The 19,469-nt window shown below is 44.2% G+C and carries 16 protein-coding genes; 11 read left to right on the top strand and 5 right to left on the bottom strand.

What is annotated here, in order from left to right; genetic code table 11:
- Window positions 1-8: 8 nt before the first annotated feature.
- The 3 genes from cobA to BMW86_RS03465 all read left to right on the top strand — a co-directional run bounded on the left by cobA (window position 9) and on the right by BMW86_RS03465 (window position 3,140).
- Window positions 9-785 (top strand): uroporphyrinogen-III C-methyltransferase, encoded by a 777-nt coding sequence (cobA, locus tag BMW86_RS03475; protein ID WP_089779000.1) that lies wholly within the window; start codon window positions 9-11, stop codon window positions 783-785.
- A 142-nt stretch (window positions 786-927) separates the two neighbouring features.
- Entirely contained in the window at window positions 928-1,509 is a 582-nt protein-coding gene (locus tag BMW86_RS03470; RefSeq protein WP_089778998.1) for a precorrin-2 dehydrogenase/sirohydrochlorin ferrochelatase family protein, read from the top strand.
- Between the two features lie 989 nt (window positions 1,510-2,498).
- Window positions 2,499-3,140, top strand: a complete 642-nt coding sequence (locus BMW86_RS03465) for an HD domain-containing protein (protein ID WP_089778996.1) — start codon at window positions 2,499-2,501, stop codon at window positions 3,138-3,140.
- A gap of 37 nt (window positions 3,141-3,177) precedes the next feature.
- Here the strand turns inward: BMW86_RS03465 and BMW86_RS03460 are convergent, their stop codons facing one another.
- Entirely contained in the window at window positions 3,178-3,693 is a 516-nt protein-coding gene (locus BMW86_RS03460; RefSeq protein WP_089778994.1) for an acyl-CoA thioesterase, read from the bottom strand.
- Window positions 3,694-3,984: 291 nt separating this feature from the next.
- Here BMW86_RS03460 and BMW86_RS03455 point away from each other — a divergent pair, with 291 nt between their 5' ends.
- The 3 genes from BMW86_RS03455 to BMW86_RS03445 all read left to right on the top strand — a co-directional run bounded on the left by BMW86_RS03455 (window position 3,985) and on the right by BMW86_RS03445 (window position 8,636).
- On the top strand, window positions 3,985-5,637 hold the full coding sequence (locus BMW86_RS03455) for a CTP synthase (protein ID WP_089778992.1): 1,653 nt from the start codon (window positions 3,985-3,987) through the stop codon (window positions 5,635-5,637).
- 151 nt (window positions 5,638-5,788) lie between these two features.
- Window positions 5,789-7,630, top strand: a complete 1,842-nt coding sequence (gene yidC, locus BMW86_RS03450; RefSeq protein WP_089778990.1) for a membrane protein insertase YidC — start codon at window positions 5,789-5,791, stop codon at window positions 7,628-7,630.
- 73 nt (window positions 7,631-7,703) lie between these two features.
- Window positions 7,704-8,636, top strand: a complete 933-nt coding sequence (locus BMW86_RS03445) for a M20/M25/M40 family metallo-hydrolase (protein WP_089778988.1) — start codon at window positions 7,704-7,706, stop codon at window positions 8,634-8,636.
- Between the two features lie 213 nt (window positions 8,637-8,849).
- Here BMW86_RS03445 and BMW86_RS03440 read toward each other — a convergent pair whose 3' ends face one another.
- Both BMW86_RS03440 and BMW86_RS03435 read right to left on the bottom strand, forming a co-directional pair.
- The gene (locus BMW86_RS03440) at window positions 8,850-11,210 is read right to left on the bottom strand and encodes a transglycosylase domain-containing protein (protein WP_089778985.1); all 2,361 of its coding nucleotides are present in this window, start codon (window positions 11,208-11,210) and stop codon (window positions 8,850-8,852) included.
- Between the two features lie 166 nt (window positions 11,211-11,376).
- Window positions 11,377-14,448: a type IX secretion system periplasmic lipoprotein PorW/SprE gene (locus BMW86_RS03435; RefSeq protein WP_143056468.1), complete on the bottom strand. Its 3,072-nt coding sequence runs from the start codon at window positions 14,446-14,448 to the stop codon at window positions 11,377-11,379.
- A 191-nt stretch (window positions 14,449-14,639) separates the two neighbouring features.
- On the opposite strand from BMW86_RS03435, the gene BMW86_RS03430 reads away from it, so the two are divergent.
- The 5 genes from BMW86_RS03430 to BMW86_RS03410 all read left to right on the top strand — a co-directional run bounded on the left by BMW86_RS03430 (window position 14,640) and on the right by BMW86_RS03410 (window position 16,828).
- Window positions 14,640-15,044 (top strand): hypothetical protein, encoded by a 405-nt coding sequence (locus tag BMW86_RS03430; protein ID WP_089778981.1) that lies wholly within the window; start codon window positions 14,640-14,642, stop codon window positions 15,042-15,044.
- Window positions 15,045-15,181: 137 nt separating this feature from the next.
- Entirely contained in the window at window positions 15,182-15,634 is a 453-nt protein-coding gene (locus BMW86_RS03425; protein ID WP_089778979.1) for a bactofilin family protein, read from the top strand.
- Window positions 15,591-15,821 carry an AtpZ/AtpI family protein gene (locus tag BMW86_RS33300; protein WP_089778977.1) on the top strand — a complete coding sequence of 77 codons (231 nt, stop codon included), beginning with the start codon at window positions 15,591-15,593 and terminating at the stop codon, window positions 15,819-15,821. Before BMW86_RS03425 ends, BMW86_RS33300 begins: the two co-directional genes overlap by 44 nt.
- Window positions 15,814-16,200: a hypothetical protein gene (locus BMW86_RS03415; RefSeq protein ID WP_089778975.1), complete on the top strand. Its 387-nt coding sequence runs from the start codon at window positions 15,814-15,816 to the stop codon at window positions 16,198-16,200. Before BMW86_RS33300 ends, BMW86_RS03415 begins: the two co-directional genes overlap by 8 nt.
- Window positions 16,201-16,207: 7 nt before the next feature.
- Window positions 16,208-16,828 carry a SprT-like domain-containing protein gene (locus BMW86_RS03410; protein ID WP_089778973.1) on the top strand — a complete coding sequence of 207 codons (621 nt, stop codon included), beginning with the start codon at window positions 16,208-16,210 and terminating at the stop codon, window positions 16,826-16,828.
- An 87-nt stretch (window positions 16,829-16,915) separates the two neighbouring features.
- Here the strand turns inward: BMW86_RS03410 and BMW86_RS03405 are convergent, their stop codons facing one another.
- Window positions 16,916-17,929 (bottom strand): DUF4407 domain-containing protein, encoded by a 1,014-nt coding sequence (locus BMW86_RS03405; protein WP_089778971.1) that lies wholly within the window; start codon window positions 17,927-17,929, stop codon window positions 16,916-16,918.
- A 296-nt stretch (window positions 17,930-18,225) separates the two neighbouring features.
- The gene (sucC, locus tag BMW86_RS03400; RefSeq protein WP_089783541.1) at window positions 18,226-19,440 is read right to left on the bottom strand and encodes an ADP-forming succinate--CoA ligase subunit beta; all 1,215 of its coding nucleotides are present in this window, start codon (window positions 19,438-19,440) and stop codon (window positions 18,226-18,228) included.
- Window positions 19,441-19,469: the final 29 nt, after the last annotated feature.

Here is a 19,469-nt window from a genome sequence, read left to right as displayed (position 1 = left end):
AGTACATTATGCAAAATATACATCCAAAATTAACACTGGTAGGCGCAGGTCCTGGTGATCCTGAGCTGATCACTGTAAAAGGGCTGAAAGCCATACAACAGGCCAGGGTAATTCTGTACGACGCACTGTCTAACAATGAACTGCTGGAGCATGCACCAAGCAACTGCTTAAAGCGTTTTGTTGGTAAACGTGCCGGTATGCATGTGTACTCTCAGGATGAGATTAATCGCATGATTGTGAAGTACGCATTGACCTATGGCAATGTGGTACGCCTGAAAGGAGGAGATTCTTTTGTGTTTGGCCGTGGGCAGGAAGAACTGTCTTTTGCCCAGCAGTTTAATATAGATACAGAAGTAATTCCCGGTATCAGCAGTGCGATATCGGTACCGGCTTTTAACGGGATTCCAGTGACAGCGCGTAATGTGAGTGAGGGATTCTGGGTACTGACCGGTACCACGCAGAACGGCAACCTGGCAAGAGACCTGGACCATGCTATCCAGGTGAAAACGACGGTTGTGATATTAATGGGAATGAGTAAGCTGGAAGAGATATCTTCCGCATATATCGCGCAGGGAAAAGGTAATACCCCTGCTGCCATTATCCAGAATGGTACATTACCTAACCAGAAAGTGGGTGTAGGTACTGTGGGAGAACTGGCAGCGATCGCCAGCAGGGGAGACCTCCGCAATCCCGCTATCATTGTTGTGGGAGAGGTGGTGCGTTTCCATGAAGCGTTTCAGTCTGTGAAGGAGAAGCTGGCTGCCGAATTTAAAATAGCCGTATAAGTTTTTGGGTGCAGGGCAAAATCCCTTCAATTTTTATGTGATGGTGCGAAGCACCATCACATAAAAATCACTCACTACCCCCTGAAAGTGGGATGCTTTTATCTGCTGATATTGAGTAACTTTTTGTTATAAATGTACCCATATGGAAGAGAATAATCTGTTTCCGGTATTTTTCAAGGTACACCATCTGCAGGTGCTGGTAGTTGGCGGGGGTAATATCGGGCATGAAAAAGTAAGTGCTATCCTCAGCAACTGCCTGGACGCCAATGTTACAGTAGTGGCAACCTGGTTCCTGCCGGAACTGGTAACGCTGGCCAAAACCGCTCCCAATGTGACATTAGTTCAAAAACCTTTCTCCTGTGGGGATATGCTGGGTAAAGACCTGGCCATTGCCGCCACTAATGATAAGGAACTGAACGGCTATATCTGGGAAAAGGCGAAGGGCAGCCGGGTACTGATCAATGTGGCTGATACGCCGGAGTTATGTGATTTTTATTTAGGTTCAGTAGTACAGAAGGGCAATCTCAAAATAGCTATTTCTACCAATGGTAAATCTCCTACCATTGCGAAGCGTTTAAAAGAAGTATTACAGGAAGCTATACCAGGCTCTATTAATGAGGTGCTGGATAAGTTACAGATGATACGGGAAAGACTGAAAGGTGATTTTAGTGAAAAGGTGAAACAATTGAACCAGATAACTGAGGTACTGGTAAAGAGAGATTAAAGATTATAAAATATCAATATATTCCATTTTTTACTGCAAATAGCCCAATTTTCCACCCACCAACGGAACAATTCTGCATTTTTTATTACAAATAGATAGTTTTTTAGCCTTCTCAGGATAAAACTATCTTTCTTTTTATGCTTAATTCTTTATTTTTATTACATGATTAATAAAAATATATTTATAAATTAGCATCGATGTATGTGAAAATTCAACAATGGTTGTTATTTTTATGTAAATATTAGAAAGTATAAGTGGTTTTGATAGAGATTTTCAGATTAATAGTTCAAATATATTTATTTTTAATGTGTCATTAGTCTCTTGTTATGCGCAATGTTTCGAAAAACAGGTTCAGTAGGATGGTCATTAAGAAATCGCCCTATATTAATTCGGTTACTATCATGAAATCCAATATTAAAACAAGTCCATTACAAACAATCATAAAACCATCCAAAGGAGCAGTGTCAACCTATGATCAGCAGATAATAGCTGGCTCTGCTCTCTAAAATATTGAGGCATATAGCAAGTATATGCCCGAAGATAAAGTAAGTAGCGGTTACAGGCGGGGAACTTCCGGTGCTAGGGTCGGCAAAAGGCCAGCAAAGTTCTTGACCTCGCAGTTTCGGATAGTTATCATATCCCCGCCTTATGCCGCGCCAATTACAAAGATAGTTCCCGCTTCCCTGAAGTTAATACCTTGTGCCAGAGGCCTGAAAGGGGCCTCGCTTAGGTATTATTAAGATCGTTTATCAACCAAAATCTGAATTGTATTTCGACTATTCACTATTTCATTTTATCAACCATCATTTAGCTGCACCAAACTAATCTATCGATTAATACAAAGAGAAAAACGAAGAAAATCTAGTGAAGCAGATCCCCTGTAATATTGCATGCTGCCAGAATTCAGGGAAGGGAAACGGTTCATTGCAGGCTATGCTTCCTTAACCGTTTCTCTTTTTCTTCGTTCTTCGTAGCTGTATATTTGCCCCATGATCCTTTCCCAAACAGAAGCATTCGTTAAAAAAGAACTGGCAGGCGCCGAAGGCGGGCATGACTGGTGGCATATTTACAGGGTATGGCAACTGGCTAAACACATTGCTGCAGAGGAAGATGTGAATATGCTGGTGGTTGAACTGGGCGCCCTGCTGCATGATATTGCAGACGCCAAATTTCATGGAGGAGATGAAAGTGTTGGGCCGGCGAAAGCACGGCAGTTCATGGAATCTATCCAGGTACCGGCTGATGTGATACAACATGTGACTGATATCATTGAACATATTTCTTTTAAAGGCGGACAGCAGGCAGGTAAATTTTACTCTCCGGAACTGGGGGTGGTACAGGATGCAGACCGCCTGGATGCACTGGGGGCTATCGGTATTGCCCGCACCTTCAACTATGGCGGTTTTAAGAACAGGGCCATTTATGATCCGGGGATTGCACCTGATTTACAGATGACTAAAGAACAGTACAAAAATAGTACGGCCCCTACGATCAATCATTTTTATGAGAAGTTGTTATTGCTGAAGGACAGGATGAATACTGCTACCGGCAGAAAGCTGGCTGAAGAAAGACATTTGTTTATGGAGCAGTTCCTGGAAAGGTTTTATAAAGAGTGGGAGGGGATATCCTGATGTGTGAAAGATGTCCTTTCACACATCAGTAAGCCTTTTATGCAAATAATGCTTTCAGTTCTTCCGCATCTTCCGGCTTCATTTTACCACTGAGGATCAGGCGAAGCTGACGGCGGCGTAAAGCACCGTCATATAAATTCTTCTCATCTTCTGTATCAGGAACAATGGGAGGTACTATCCGGGATTTGCCATTAGGGTCCAGGGCTACGAAAGTCATGAACGCCTCATTTGACTTATAACGATATTGCTGTACAGGATCTTCACCCCATACCCGCAGATGTACTTCCATTGAAGTAGTAAATGCCCTGCTCACTTTCGCTTCAATATGTACTACGTTACCCAGCTTAATGGGATTCTCGAAAGAAATGTTGTCTACAGATGCCGTTACTACCGGCGCACTGCAATGTTTCATGGAAGCCAGCGCTGCGGCTATGTCCATCCAGTACATTAAACGGCCGCCCATCAGGTTGCCAAAAGTGTTGGTATCATTGGGCAGTACCAGTTCCGTCATCTGGATAACTGAGTCCTGCGTGCGCTTGGGCGTTATAGTCATGTTATTGTTTGTTCGCCGGCAAAATTAGTAAGAAGTTTGATGCTATCGGTAATAAATAAAATGTGGAACCCCTCACGATAAATTTATAAGCCCTAAATAAGAGGTTAAATATTTTTATGTTATTTCTTTATATATGTGATAAATATATAATCTTAAAAAGCCTTTTGGGCGGGTAGCAAATTTTTGTAACTTTGCCTGACCTTCGGAAGTTAGTTTTTACTTGACTGGTTACACCATTTATGTCGTCCGGCACTTCCTCTTTAGGTCAAGTATTCTACAGAATTAGATCTTATGGCAAAATATATCTTCGTTACGGGAGGTGTTACATCCTCGTTGGGTAAAGGAATTATAGCTGCTTCGCTGGCAAAATTATTGCAGTTGCGCGGTTTTAGAGTAACTATTCAGAAGTTTGATCCATACATTAATGTGGACCCGGGGACATTAAACCCTTATGAACACGGAGAGTGTTATGTAACCGAAGATGGCGCTGAAACTGACCTCGATCTGGGGCACTATGAGCGTTTCCTTAATACACCTACATCCCAGGCTAATAATGTGACTACCGGTCGTATTTACCAGACTGTAATTAACAAGGAACGTGAAGGGGCTTACCTCGGTAAGACTGTGCAGGTAGTTCCGCATATTACAGATGAAATCAAGCGCAGGATCCTGCTGCTGGGTAAAGATGGTAATTTCGATATCGTGATCACTGAATTAGGTGGAACAGTAGGTGATATCGAATCACTGCCTTATATAGAGGCGGTTCGTCAGTTACAATGGGAACTGGAAGAACAGGATTGTCTGGTGGTACACCTGACCCTGATTCCTTACCTGCGTGCAGCTAAAGAGCTGAAAACCAAGCCAACACAGCACTCTGTGAAAATGATGAGTGAGAACGGCGTTCATCCGGACGTGATCGTTTGCCGCACAGAAGAACCTATGTACAATGATCTGAAGAAGAAAATTGCACTGTTCTGTAATGTAACGGTAGATGCTGTGATAGAAGCTACAGACATGAGTACCATCTATGAAGTGCCGCTGGAAATGCTGCGCGAAAAGCTGGATGTCATTGTGATGAAGAAACTGCATATCCCTATTGAGAAGGAACCGGATATGACCAAATGGAAAGGATTCCTGGACAAACTGAAGTACCCTAAATCCAAAGTGACTATCGGTCTCATTGGTAAATATGTGGAGCTGCAGGATGCCTACAAATCTATCCTGGAGTCATTTATCCATGCAGGAGCCATGAATGAGTGTAAAGTAGTAGTACAAAATATTCATTCTGAGTTTCTTACATCTGAGAATGTATCTGAGAAGCTCCGCAACCTGGATGGTTTGCTGGTGGCTCCCGGTTTTGGTCATCGTGGTATAGAAGGAAAAATAACGGCTATCCAGTATGCGCGTGAAAACAACCTGCCTTTCTTTGGTATTTGCCTGGGAATGCAGATGAGCGTAGTGGAATATGCACGTAACGTAATAGGATGGAAGGATGCACACTCTACTGAAATGAACCCTGATACCCCTCATGCGGTAATAGGATTGATGGAAGAACAGAAGAAAATTACGGCCAAAGGCGGTACCATGCGTTTAGGCTCTTATGCCTGCGAACTGGTGCCAGGCTCCAGGGCTGCTTCTATTTATGAAGGTACCAGCATCACTGAACGCCACCGTCACCGCTACGAATTCAACAGTATGTTCCTGGAAGATTTCGAGAAAGCAGGTATGGTAGCTTCCGGTAAGAACCCGGAAAGTGGCCTGGTAGAAATGGTAGAACTGCCTGATCATCCTTTCTTTGTGGGATGCCAGTTTCACCCGGAACTGAAGAGTACCGTGGACAGACCGGCTCCGTTGTTCGTTCATTTCATTGCTGCCGCTAAGGAATATGCAGAAATTAAGACAAACAATGCTAAACTGGCGGAAGAGAAAATCGCCCACCAATAATTAATAATGAGTAGCCGCAAGCTATTAGTTGCACACTGCGAGTAACAATTCAATATTAACTTAACAGAATATTGGGATGATACTTGTCGCTTACAGCTAAAAGCTTGCGGCTTTTACATACCTTTGCAGCCTAAATTTCAATTAGAATTTCATGGACAGAAACTCGGTCATTGGCTTCGTCTTGCTGGGAGTATTACTGGTGGGATATATCTTCTATAACCAAGGTCAACAGGTAGAAGCACGGAAAGAGAAAGCCCGTCAGGATTCCATCGCGAACATTAACAAGCCCAAAGTACCCACAGATACAACAGGTTATGCTGCTACCGGCCCGGTCGGTACTCAGGATTCCACCCGTTTGGCAGGTGAATATGGTGCTTTTGCTAATGCAGCAAAAGGTACTGCTCAAACTGCTGTACTGGAAAATGACGTGGTAAAAATCACTTTTACCAACCAGGGCGGACAGCCAGCTACTGTTCAGCTGAAAAAATTCAAAACCTTTGATGGCGCTCCTTTATTGCTGGTAGACGGTTCTTTCAACCGTATTTCCATGCAGTTACCTGCCAATAACAATACCTTATTAAATACGGCAGACCTGTTCTTTACCGGTGGTACAGTGCAGAAACTGGCAGATGGCAGTCAGGCAGTTACTTACCGCCTCTCTACCTCTAATCCTGAACAGTTCCTGGAATATGTGTATACACTGAAACAGGATGGTTATGCGGTTGACTTTGACATTCATGCTGTTGGACTTGAAAACGTGCTGCCTGCTTCCCAGAAAACACTGGCCCTGCAATGGGATGCCCAGAATGACAGACAGGAACTGGATATGCAGAATGAACGCCTGAACAACCAGGTACATTATGAGTCCGGTGAAGGTAAACACGATTATTTCACCTTACAGCGTACCAGTCATCAGCAACTGGAGAACAAACTGCAGTGGGTGAGTGTGAAACAACAGTTCTTCAACACTACCTTCATCTCCAAAAAAGATAACAACTTCGCAGGAGCTGATATCAATACCAAAGTGCCTGAAAGCGGTAATATCGTTGGACAGACTTTCACCACCCTGTCTATCCCTTACACCCGTGCACATGATTTCAAGTTCCCGATAGAAATATATTACGGTCCTAACCATTATAAGACATTAAAATCTTTTGATATAGGGCTGGAAAATATCATCCCGCTGGGTTCCGGTATTTTCGCTTTCGTAAAGTATGTGAACAAATGGGTGATCATCCCTGTGTTTAACTTCCTGAGTGGATTTATTCACAATTATGGTGTTATCATCATCCTGCTCACCTTATTTATACGCTTACTGATAGCGCCGTTCACTTACCAGAGTTATGTATCATCTGCTAAAATGAAGGTATTAAAGCCTGAAATTGATGCACTGCGTGCTAAACATGGTGATGATCAGCAGGCTTTTGGTATGGACCAGATGAAACTCTTTAAGAGTGCCGGTGTAAACCCTCTCGGAGGCTGTTTACCTGCTGTAATGCAGTTACCTATCCTGGTAGCGATGTACAGCTTCTTCCCGTCCTCTATTGAGTTGCGCCAGGAGAGTTTCCTGTGGGCGAAAGACCTTTCGACCTACGATTCTATCTTCCATCTGCCGTTTACCATTCCTTTCTATGGTGATCACGTGAGTCTTTTCACATTGCTGATGACCGCTACCAGTTTGATGCTGGCTTTCAATAACCGTGGTATGGCCGATCAGAGCAACCCGGTAATGAAATACATGCCTTACGTTTTCCCGGTAATGCTGTTGGGTATATTTAACCGTCTGGCTTCGGCTCTTACATTCTACTACTTCCTGTCTAACGTAATCAGTATCGTGTTACAGTGGGTGATACAGAAATTTATCATCAACCACGACAAGATCCATGCACAGATCCAGGAGAACAAGAAGAAGCCTAAGAGCAAATCCAAATGGCAGGAAAAGCTGGAAGAGATGCAGCAAAGGCAGCAGGGTGTACAACCGAAAAAGAAGTAACTTAATTTTATTATATTTGAAAGAAGGCTCCCACAATGGGAGCCTTCTTTATTTACTGGTCTCAATCGTAAACATGAAACAATTGTTGTTACTGGCAACAGCCAGCACTTTGTATTTATCCACCTATGCACAGGATTACATTCCTTCTCCCAGCCGCATTCAGCATACGGTGAACTACCTGGCCTCTGAGAAACTGAAAGGCAGGGGATCCAATGAAAAAGGTGGCATGAAGGCCAGTAAGTATGTGGCCAGGCAGTTTAAGAAGCTGGGACTTAAGCCGGGCAATAATGGCAGTTATTATCAGGACTTTACTTTTGATAAGAACTCACATAAGAATGTGCCCAGTCGTAATGTAATCGGGTTTTTAGATAATGGTGCTGCCCGTACTATCATTATAGGCGCACATTATGATCACCTGGGTTTAGCTACGCTGTATGACGGTAAATACCCCCTTAACGTGATCCATAACGGAGCTGATGATAATGCTTCAGGCGTAGCCGGTTTGCTGGAATATATCCGTTATTACAGCCAAAACGGGGAGAAAGAACCTTTTAACTTCCTGTTTATTGCGATGGGGGCTGAAGAGCCGGGCCTGATGGGATCTAAATATTTTGTAGATCATCCTACTATTCCGCTGAGCAGTGTTCACCTGATGCTGAATATGGATATGATAGGACGTTATAATGATACGAGGGGATTGGGTATTGGCGGTTATGCTTCTGCGCAGGAATGGCCTGCCGTGTTCAAGGATGTGCAGCAGCCGGGGATTCATTATTTCACAGACGGTGGCAGTAAAGGCGCATCTGATCACCATAACTTTTATATGAGCGGAATACCGGTAATATTCCTGCATACAGGCCCACATGATGATTATCATAAGCCTACAGATGATGCTGATAAATTAGAACCGAAGGAAGAAGCGCTGGTATTACAGCTGGGGATAAAACTGGTAGCGAATGCAATGAAATATGATTCGTTACATTATGTAGGAGAAGAGAAAAAGTAAAATAAAAGAGATATCCTATCAGTAGATACTAAAAAGGCTCCGTTAGGAGCCCCGTGTTTGTAGCAATTGATTATAACATCAAACCAGACTCCGTTAGGAGTCCCCTATATCCGATTTTAGGGGACTCCTAACGGAGTCAGTTTTTGTTGTTTATTATGTTTTCTACAAACACGGGGCTCCTAACGGAGCCTATTGTGTTTTGTTATAAAATGCTTAATTATCTTTCTTAGGAGGAAGGACTGCTTTGGGAGTTTGTGCCGGTTGTGCCGGTGCTTTTTCTTTCTCCTTTTCTTTCATCTCTTTATTAGCCTCTTCTTCCAGTTTATTCACATCATAATATTCATCTGCACTGCCATTACCCTGATCGGTGGCTTCTGCAGCCGGTGGAATATTATCCTGGAAAGGTGCATACCCGTTTTCTATAGAAGCAGGGATGGCAAAGGAGGCTTTTTCATCAATCTTCAATGATTTATCCGCATATACTTTCTGGAAGAAATAAGCCCAGATAGGTAAGCCTGTGGCGGCACCCTGACCGTTTCCTGTAGTAGCAAAGTGCAGGAAGTTGTTTTCGCAACCCACCCAGGCACCTGCCAGCAGTTGTGGTGTATAACCCAGGAACCAACCATCAGTATTATCATTGGTAGTACCGGTTTTACCTGCTACTTCACCTGTGATGTTGTAACGGAAACGCAGACGGGCTGCTGTACCGTGCGGGCCAGTTACGCCCTGCATCATTTTGACCATAGTGTAAGACTCCGTCTCATTGATCACTTCTTTCTTTTCCGGAGCGAATGTTTGCAGGATATTACCGTTCCTGTCTTCTATGCGGATAATATAAATTGGTTTGGAGATGATACCCCTTGCAGGGAACATGGTATATGCCCGTAACATTTCATACAGGGATATTTCCGGTGTACCCAAACAGATAGAAGGGTAGGGAGGAATATCGCTGGTGAAACCTATTTTATTCTTTGCAAAATCGGCTACAGCTCTTGCGCCTAACTGCTTGATGAGGTAAGCAGATACCAGGTTCAGGGACTGGGCCAGTGCACCTGCCATGGTAATACTACCACCTACACCACCTTCTGAGTTATGGGTAAGTGTCCAGTGTTCTTTGGGGAAAGTAACCGGTTCATTTGGCAGTACAGTATTTGGCGACATCCCATTCATAATCGCAAAGCAGTACAGGAATGGTTTAAAGGTGGAACCTACCTGACGTCTTGTTTTCATGACGTGGTCATTCTTGAAATAACGGAAATCCGGTCCGCCTACCCATGCTTTCACTTCACCGCTTTCAGGGTTCATAGCCATAAAGCCCGCCTGTAAGATGGCACGCATGTATTTGATGGAGTCGATAGGCGTCATCACAGTATCAATCTCGTTCAGGTCTGGCTCAGTATAACTTCTCCAGGAGAATACCTTCATTTTGGTAGGAGTGTTGAAAGCTTTGGTAATTTCTTCATCAGAAATCTCATCATCTTTCATCGCCTTATAACGGTCTGATTCCTTCATGTAGCGGTCGATATACTGTTGCCAGTTCTTCCACACACTGCCGGATTTGATATTAGACTGCTGGGAAAATATTTTCTGCAGATCTTTTAAGTGATGATCAACAGCTTCCTCTGCATACATCTGCATGCGGGGATTGATGGTAGTATATATTTTCAGACCATCGCGGTACAGGTTGTATTCTGCGCCATCTGCCTTTCTGTGGTCTTTACACCAGGCTTTGAGTTCATCACGTAATACTTCCCTGAAGTAAGGCGCTAATCCTTTATTATGATCTATCTTATTATATCTCAGTACAATAGGATTGCTTTTAGCTGCATTGGCTTCTGCTTCCGTAATAAAGTTGTTCTTCTGCATCAGCTCTATCACCGTATTACGGCGATCGCGGGCTATTACAGGATTACGACGGGGATTGTACAAATTGGTACCCTTCAGCATAGCGATGAGGGTAGCTGCTTCTTCTATGGAAAGATGACCGGCATCTTTGCTGAAGAAGGTCCTTGCACCATTTTCGATACCGTATACGTTATCACCGAAAGGCACTGTATTTAAGTAGAGCGTAACGATTTCCTGTTTGGTGAAGTTGCGTTCCAGCTTGATGGCGATGAGCCATTCCTGCATTTTCTGGAAGCCTCTTTTAATAATATTGGAAGCACGCAGTGTTCCGTTATTATCTGCCTGAAGGTTCAGGGCCAGCTGCTGGGTAATAGTACTGGAACCTCTTTTTTTACCGATGGCCAGGTAAAAAGGAATGGCCATGGTACCATAAGGATCTATACCGGAGTGATCGTAGAACCGCACATCTTCTGTAGCGATGAGGGCATTGATCACATTCTTTGAAATCTCATTGTAGTCAGAACTGGACCTGTCTACCTGGTAGTATTTACCAAGGATGGTCCCATCTTCCGCAATCACTTCTGATGCCAGGGCAGCCCTTGGATTTTCCAGGGTTTCCATGGATGGCATGTTGCCAATAATGCGGAAATTGATCAGTAATAACATTAAAATGAATATCCCCATCACCCCCAACACCGTGATCCACAATATTTTAACAGATTTTTTCATACTTACCTTTGAATTGGCTTTCCAGATTATAGCAATTTACGGGCCTTATTGCCCATATACAGTGTAACAGCCGGGCAAAAATATTAAAAAAATCCCGGTGAATTCCTTCAATTAATGTTAAAAGCCATATTAATTTGATTAAATCCGTTAATATGTTTTTGCCTCATTATTGCGTGATATAGTTGTCGTTAAAGAACTTTTTATACCCGTCGAGGTCCTTTGTGCTGTTTAACTGTATGAAATTGTCCCTGGATATAATAAATAAGCTGTAGTCGGAAGGTCTGATCTTCGGCGCTATCTTGTCTGCTGATGTTCTGATATCATCAAAATAGTCAAGCGCTTTATCCTCATTGGTGAACAGGCGGAAGATGATCATCACTTCTGTTGGCGTGAGCACAAAGCTGGCCACCTGCACATTTTCACCTGCATGTTTCTCCGCATTGTAACGGGTATACTGATTCAGCGCTTCTTCTGTGAGTGCTTTAGATACACGGTTGAAGGAGAGTACCACGAAATGAGGGTTGGCAGTATTGAGTTTATAAAGCGTGACCGGTTTCAGCGGCGGAGGCAGCGGAGCGATCTTGAGATTATTGTTGACGAGTTTCAGAGAATCTGCGGTAGCCGTTTTCAGTTTCAGGGAATCGAAAGCTGGCTGCGGATTTTGCCATGGGTAGCGCATAGAAACGTTTTCATCCAGTGTATCCTGGCTGCCTTTCTTTTTGTCCACTTCCAGCATGGAGAGATATACAACCAGTGCTGGTCTGTCGTTCAGCGCATCGAGTAATGACTGTGCTTTTGCATGGATGGCTTCATCCTGCTGGTATTTGTGCAGTACATCGGTGATGGCCTGGCGTCCGAACTCGCAGGTATCTATCTTCATGAGGATCATGGCTTCCAGCAGGTCGAATTTCGGCTGCATGAAATTGAGTCCGAAGGTGGTGTCTGCCGCCTTCTTGATTGCCAGGGCCCCCATGTAGTTACAGTCGAGGTAAGCCATGTACATATCTCCATATGCAGCGGAAATTTCTTTCTTTTTAGCCTTGTTGGCATCCTGTAAGCCACCGTATTTGATCATGCTGGCGAACTTGGAATCCCCGTACTGGTTCACTACACCTTCGCGATAGCTATTGGCTAATGCAGTGTGGTTCAGCTGGTTATTCCATAGGTACAGCGAGTACATGACTTCCGGTTTGCGCGGATGGCGTGGGTATCGTTGTAAGAGCGTATCGTATGTTTCGATGCCAAGGACCGCGTTATCGAGCTTGTCGTGGTAGAGTTTACCGAGGTCAAACAGGGCATCTTCGATAATGATATTGGATTTGAGCAGATCGTCCGGGGTAAGCGGAAGACCGGCAGCCAGAGTTTTAGCGGTGGCGCTGTCGGCAGGAACTGTTTTGGTTTTGCCTTTACCGGCTGCACCTAAAGGATTGCCTTCGTCGTCTTCGGGTTGAGTACCCTGATTAATGTTGGCAACGCTGTTCTGACTTCTACGCCAGTTATCTGAAAGGGTACGGTTTCCCCAGCGTTTTTTAAACTCCGAGTAACCGGATGTTTTGCTGGTAGTGTTATAGAAGTACCAGTCGCCCGCATCATCTTTCTTAGGCCCCAGGTTGTTGTTATTATTGTTTGAAAAAGGATTGTTGGCCAGCCCCTGATCGGTATTGTTAGCCGCGTTCAGTTTATCCTGTTTTGCTTTTTCTTCTGCGGCTTTGCGGATGTTGGCAGCCAGTTTTTCCAGGAATATGTTTCTGTCGGATTCCGGCATAGCCGCAATTCTTTGCAGGCTATCCTCATGCTGGATGGCTTCTACGCGTATTACAACGTCTGTCAATACACGTTTGCGGGTATTCACTACGGCAGTGTCCAGGAATTCTTTTGGCATTATGGAAGCGGTGCTGTCGTAGAAGTTTTTGGCAAAACGGTACTGGCGTTGTCCATAATAGATATCGGCAATGGCTTTGTAGGTCAGTGCCTTCTGAAGGGTGTTGTTGCTTTCTGCTTTTAAGGACTGGTGCAGGTAGCCCATTGCCGCATCAGGGTCTTTGGGAAGCACCAGGTTAGCCATGGTATAGTAAATAGCATCTCTGAAAGGAAGGTACTTTTCTTTCTTTGCCATTTTCTGTAGCACGGCCAGGCTTTTATCAAGAGATCCGCCGGGAATTGATACGTTCAGTTTAGCGATCTGTATGCGTGCCTGGAATTCCATCATGGGGTCCGGTTTGGCAGCGATCACTTTTTTGAACATCAGCAGGGCGGAGTCCGGCTTGTTGTAGTTGGTATAGATCTGACCGAGGATATAGGACATACGGGCCCTTTCATCACGGTTGGTTTTCTTTTTCAGGGCTATCTGCATGGGAGCGATCGCTTCAGCGAAACGTTCCTGTTTGTAGAGGGTATAGGCCTGTACCTCAGCGAGTTGCCCGTTCAGTCTTTTCGGGAAGAAGGGATCATGTTCCAGGATGTTGAGCATGGAACGGGCTTCATCGAATTCCTTTTGTTCCAGTAATGTTTTCGCTCTCCATATGAAAGCGTCATTACGGGCGTAGGTATGTTTGAAGAAGCCGATAATGCCTTTGCGTTTTTCGCGGGAAGCGATGGATAGCTGGTCGTTCTGACTGGAGCCTACCACTGCTTTATAATCGTCTTTCTTTTTAGGCGCGTAAGTGGTGTTGATGAACTGGAAGGTCCTGTTGGCTTTGTCCCATTCACCCTGGTAGAAGTAGGCTTCGCCTATCACGAGGTAGCTATCGTCTATCCATTTACTGCGGGGATCGCGAATCTGGATATTGATGGAAGCCTTTTCTATTACGGAGTCCAGGTCACCTTTGCTGAGGCCAAGGCTTTGCAGGCTGTAAGGGTAGAAGGGCAGCAGGTAATTGTAGTTATCAATACCCTGGCGGCTTACCGTATGACTGATATCGTGTAATTTCTTATTGGCGTGGTAGTAGTAATTATAGCGGGCAAGGATATTCTGGACTATCCGTCGTTTGATGGTCCATTTCTTTTCCAGCATTTTTTCAGAGGGTGGCCTGCGGTCGTCTACTTTGACTGGCGCAGGAGTAACCAGCGGCTTTTGCATGGTCCGCTGCTGAGGAAATTTGCTATTATCACGTGGCCGGTTGGTACCGGTTGTATCCCGCTTCTGGGCATTAACACTGGTAATGACTGTACAGCACAAAAAAAGACTAACCAGGCAGATGTATGATATATGTGTAAAAACAGATCTGTTATGATTCATGGATGCCAGGGTGTATAGGCTTACCTATATAACTTATATGTTGATAATTTATTTTTAAAGATAGGATAAATTTTTTGAGGGGCAGGGAAGGGGGAAGAATGCATCGTCTAATTTTTTAAATACGAAATAATATAAATGTTTAACTTTAGCCAGTTGATAATCAGAAATCTTTTTTAAGTTTTATAGCAGATATGGCTAAAAAGCGCGATAGCAAAGGTAGAAGTATAGGTCAGATCGGCAACAGGTACCGCCTGGTGATTATGAATGATAACACCTACGAAGAGGTAACATCTTTCAAATTGTCCCGTATGAGTGTGTACGTAGCATTGAGCACTCTTTTTGTGTTGCTGGTAACAATTACTGTGGCAACAGTGGTGTTTACGCCGTTACGGTATTATATTCCGGGGTATGGTGACCTGAAGCAGCGACGGGAATTTATCCGGCTGAAGATGCGGACGGATTCGCTGGAGACTGCTATTAATGCACGTGATCAGTATTTAAACAATATAAAACAGGTAATAGACGGGGATTTTTCGACGAGCAAATTAGATACAACGACTATTCAGATACCTAAAGTAGATAACAGTACTTATTAATAACTATTCAATAAAAGGGACAATTTACCGTTATGGGGATGTGGACAACTTCGGGAAAGAAGTGATAGCCAATCTTTAATAATATGTAAACTATTAATACTATCTTGTAAACACTAACGCTGAAAAACCTAAATCCTATGTTTAGCAACAACAATCGCAATGCCAGAAATGAAGGCAAATCAGTAATGCCTACTTCTAATGTAAACATCATTGGTAGTGGTACATCTATTCAGGGAGACATCGTATGCGAAGGGGACATTCGCATTGACGGACAAGTAAATGGCCTGGTATCTACAAAGGCGAAAATCGTAGTAGGACCAGAAGGAGAGATCACCGGCGACCTGGTATGTCACAGTGCTGATATCCTGGGTAAAGTGACTGGTATCATTAAAGTGGAAGATTTGCTTTTCCTGAAGGCAAGTGCGCTTGTAAAGGGAGACGTTTACACCGCTCATTTTGAGATGGAGCCTTCTGCAAAATTCAATGGCCGTTGTTATATGGAGCCTGAGGATGCTGCAGCAGCTTCTGATAGTCTGAAAGAAAGAAATGGAAGATCCACAATCACAGCACAAGCAACCGAAGAAGCCTAATCAGCTTCTACGCTATGCAGGCCTGGCTTTTCAGATGATGGCCGCATTAGGATTGGGAGTATTTGCCGGTTATAAACTTGACAAGTTAACAGGTTGGAAATTTCCTGTTTTCATGATCATTTTTTCTTTACTGGCATTAACCCTAATTTTGTGGCAAATCATCAAAGACACGAGCAGGAATGACTGACAGGTTTTACATTGCCTTAATCGGCCTTTTTATCTTAATTAACGGTACTCTTATATTCCTGAAGGCCCGGTTGCTGGAAACAGGGGCTCATCATAATGTGCTGCTTATTGGCAACCTGGCTTTAGCCCTTATCACAGGTTTGTCTTATTATATGAATCGGAAGGGGCTTCAATCTTCCAATAATAACGCCTTTGTGCGAATGGTATATGGTTCTACGCTCAGTAAACTGATGTTGTGCGTGGTAGGTATTGCTGTGTATGTGATCATCAACCGGGCGAATACCAGCAGGGTTACCATTTTTATACTGATGTTTTTATATGTGGCTTATACGGTAGTTGAAACGTTAAGCCTTCAGCGGGTGACAAAGAAAAAAAGTTGAACCGGTAGTGAAGCAGGAGGCACCTTTACATGCATTGTCCGGATACCTGCCAGATGGAACTTTTGAGCAGGTGATGGCTTACCTTACAGAATACAAGGTACATCTTACCGTTACACGTGAGCGGCAGAGTATACTGGGAGATTATCGCCATCCGGACCGGAAAGGCGGACACCGTATCAGCATTAACGGCAACCTTAACAGGTATGCTTTCCTTATTACTCTTCTGCACGAGATTTCACATCTCACTACTTATATGCATTTCGGCAATACAGTGGCTTCTCATGGGAAGGAATGGAAATTACAGTTCTCGGCAATTCTTAAACAGTTTGTAGGCAAAGGCTTTTTACCGCATGATGTGGAAGCTGCTGTAAGGCAGAGTATTCACAATCCTGCGGCGAGTTCCTGTGCAGATGATGACCTGATGCGGGTACTGAAAAAGTATGACCTGCAAAAGGAGAATCATTACCTGGTGGAGCAGTTGCCCTTGCATCAGCTTTTCCGCACTAAGGACGGAAGGATTTTCAGGAAAGGAGAGAAGATCCGTAAACGGTACAGGTGTGAGGAAGTAGCTACAAAGAAGATTTATCTGTTTAGCCCTGTGTATGAGGTAGAAGTTGTGGCAGCATAAGGTTGTTTTTTTATGATGGTGCTTCGCACCATCATAAAAAAACTGAAAGGGTTTTGCAGGGCGAAGCCCTGCACCCAAAATATATTTTTAAACATTCGTGGCCGGACGGCCGATCACCATTCTCTCTTCATAAGCCCTTTCCATTTTCTCAATACGTTCCCTCTTGTATATTTTAAAGCTGTGTTCATGTACGTCCAGCAGGTCATCGTATGGCCCGCGTGGAGAGATGAGCTTTACAAATACAGGAGCTGTCTCTATTGTGATGAACAGCAGGGTGATGAACCAGTTAGCCCATCTTACGGGTTCGCTGCGGTCTGTGAGGTGACCTAAAGCGTCTATGCGTGAAGCCAGTCCGTCTATATGGCTGCGGTCCATCTGTTGGACGGTGCTTTTGAAGGTGGAATCTATGGAATGGAGTTCCTGTTGTTTTTGTCTGATGAGCGTTCCGTTCTGATTGCTGATGGTGAGTAACTGGGCAGCGGCACTGTCAGCATCAGCCTTTTTAACCTTGTAGATAGGCCCCAGATTTTGTTTACGGGAGCCACCTGTACCATCTGCTTCCTGCTGGGCGATGCGCAGCAGGGTATCCCTTTTAATGGCTTGTTGCTGGATACCATTGTTGAGTAAGGCGATATCAGCGTTTAACTCGTTGATACGTTGCTGATAACGTTCTTTAGCTTTGTCTTCCTGTGTTTTGAAGACCTGCTGTTCCATGGTAATCAGTTCCTGCTGAATTTCTTTGTTGAAGACCTGTAGTTCCAATGGTTTAGAAATGACGATGGCGATCAATACTGCCAGAACTATACGTGGCATTGCCAGTGCTAATTCTTTCCCGAAACCGTCCCGCTTTTTCATACCGGAAACGATGTAGCGGTCTAAGTTAAAGATCATAAGTCCCCAGACGAGAGCGAATAAAACAGCAGCCCATATCTGCCCGAATACCGTCCATAGTGCATAGCCGCCTGAGAGGGCGGCCAGTAATCCTGTAAAAAAAATAGTGGCGCCAATACCGCCGTATTTATTGGTTTCCGATGGTGCACGCCGAAGCATAGGTATATGAGCTCCTGAACAAAAAAGGAAGAAATCGCCGATGCGCTTCATTTTCAGAATACATTTAAAATAAGAAAAAAAAAGTAACTCCCGCGGGCCGCAGGTGCATAATAAGGATGGATTATGAAGGTAGGTTTTTCCCCTGAGAAAAGTTGAAAAAGTGACCGAAGGGCTGAAAAAAGTGACGGATAAATCGGGGTTGATTTATTTTGATCAAAGAACAATTTTTTTGTGGTGGTGCTTCGCACCATCACAAAAAAATAAAGGGGTTTTGCAGGGCGAAGCCCTGCACCCAAATAAAAAGCCCCGGACAACGTCCGGGGCTCTATCTATCTATAAAAATCTAATTAAGCATTTACCGCTTTGTTTACCAGTGCAGCAGCTTCGCTGAGCAGGATGGCAGACTGTACTTTCAGGCCGCTTTCGCTGATCAGTTTCTGAGCTTCTTCTGCGTTGGTACCCTGCAGACGAACGATGATAGGAACAGTAATGTTTCCGATGGATTTGTAAGCATCGATAACACCCTGGGCAACACGGTCGCAACGAACGATACCACCAAAGATATTGATGAGGATAGCCTTCACCTTAGGATCTTTCAGGATGATACGGAAGCCTGCTTCCACTGTCTGTGCGTTTGCGCTACCTCCTACGTCCAGGAAGTTAGCCGGTTCACCGCCGCTCAGTTTAATCATGTCCATGGTAGCCATAGCCAGACCAGCACCGTTTACCATACAACCTACGTTACCGTCCAGTTTTACGAAGTTCAGGTTGTATTTACCTGCTTCTACTTCTGTAGGATCTTCTTCGGTGATGTCACGCATAGCTTCGAGGTCGGGATGACGCATTAACGCGTTATCATCCAGGCTCAGTTTACAGTCAACCGCAATGATCTTCTCATCGCTGGTTTTGAATAAAGGATTGATTTCCAGCATACCTGCATCTAATCCTACATAAGCATTGTACAGGTTAGTTACGAACTTCACCATGTTTTTGAATGCTTCACCACTTAAACCGAAGTTAAAAGCGATTTTCCTGGCCTGGAAGGGCTGCAGGGTAGTATTAGGCTGTACATGCTCCTTGAAGATCTTCTCAGGAGTTTTGTGTGCAACTTCCTCAATGTCCATACCACCTTCGGTAGAGTACATGATCACGTTCACACCTTTTGCACGATCCAGCAGGATAGACAGGTATAATTCTTTAACGGGATTAGCTCCAGGGTAGTATACATCCTGTGCAACCAGTACCTTGTTCACCAGTTTACCGGCTTCTCCGGTCTGGATAGTAACCAGGACACCACCCAGGATATTTCCGGCAATTGTTTTAACATCTTCTGCATTCTTACCAACAGCGACACCTCTCTGATCTTTTCCACGAATGGTACCTTTTCCACGTCCGCCCGCATGTATCTGCGCTTTCACCACTGCATATTCATTACCATATTGTACTTTCAATTGCTTGTAAGCTTCTGCTGCTGCTTCCGGAGTTTCTACCGGAATCCCTTCCTGTACCGGTACGTTATATTTCTTCAACAGTTCTTTAGCCTGGTATTCATGTAAGTTCATCTGATAAAAATTTGCGCTAAAATAGGTCA

The organism is Chitinophaga sp. YR573 (genome assembly GCF_900110995.1).
Classification (GTDB): Bacteria; Bacteroidota; Bacteroidia; order Chitinophagales; family Chitinophagaceae; genus Chitinophaga.
This window is presented reverse-complemented; position numbering and strand designations above follow the sequence as displayed.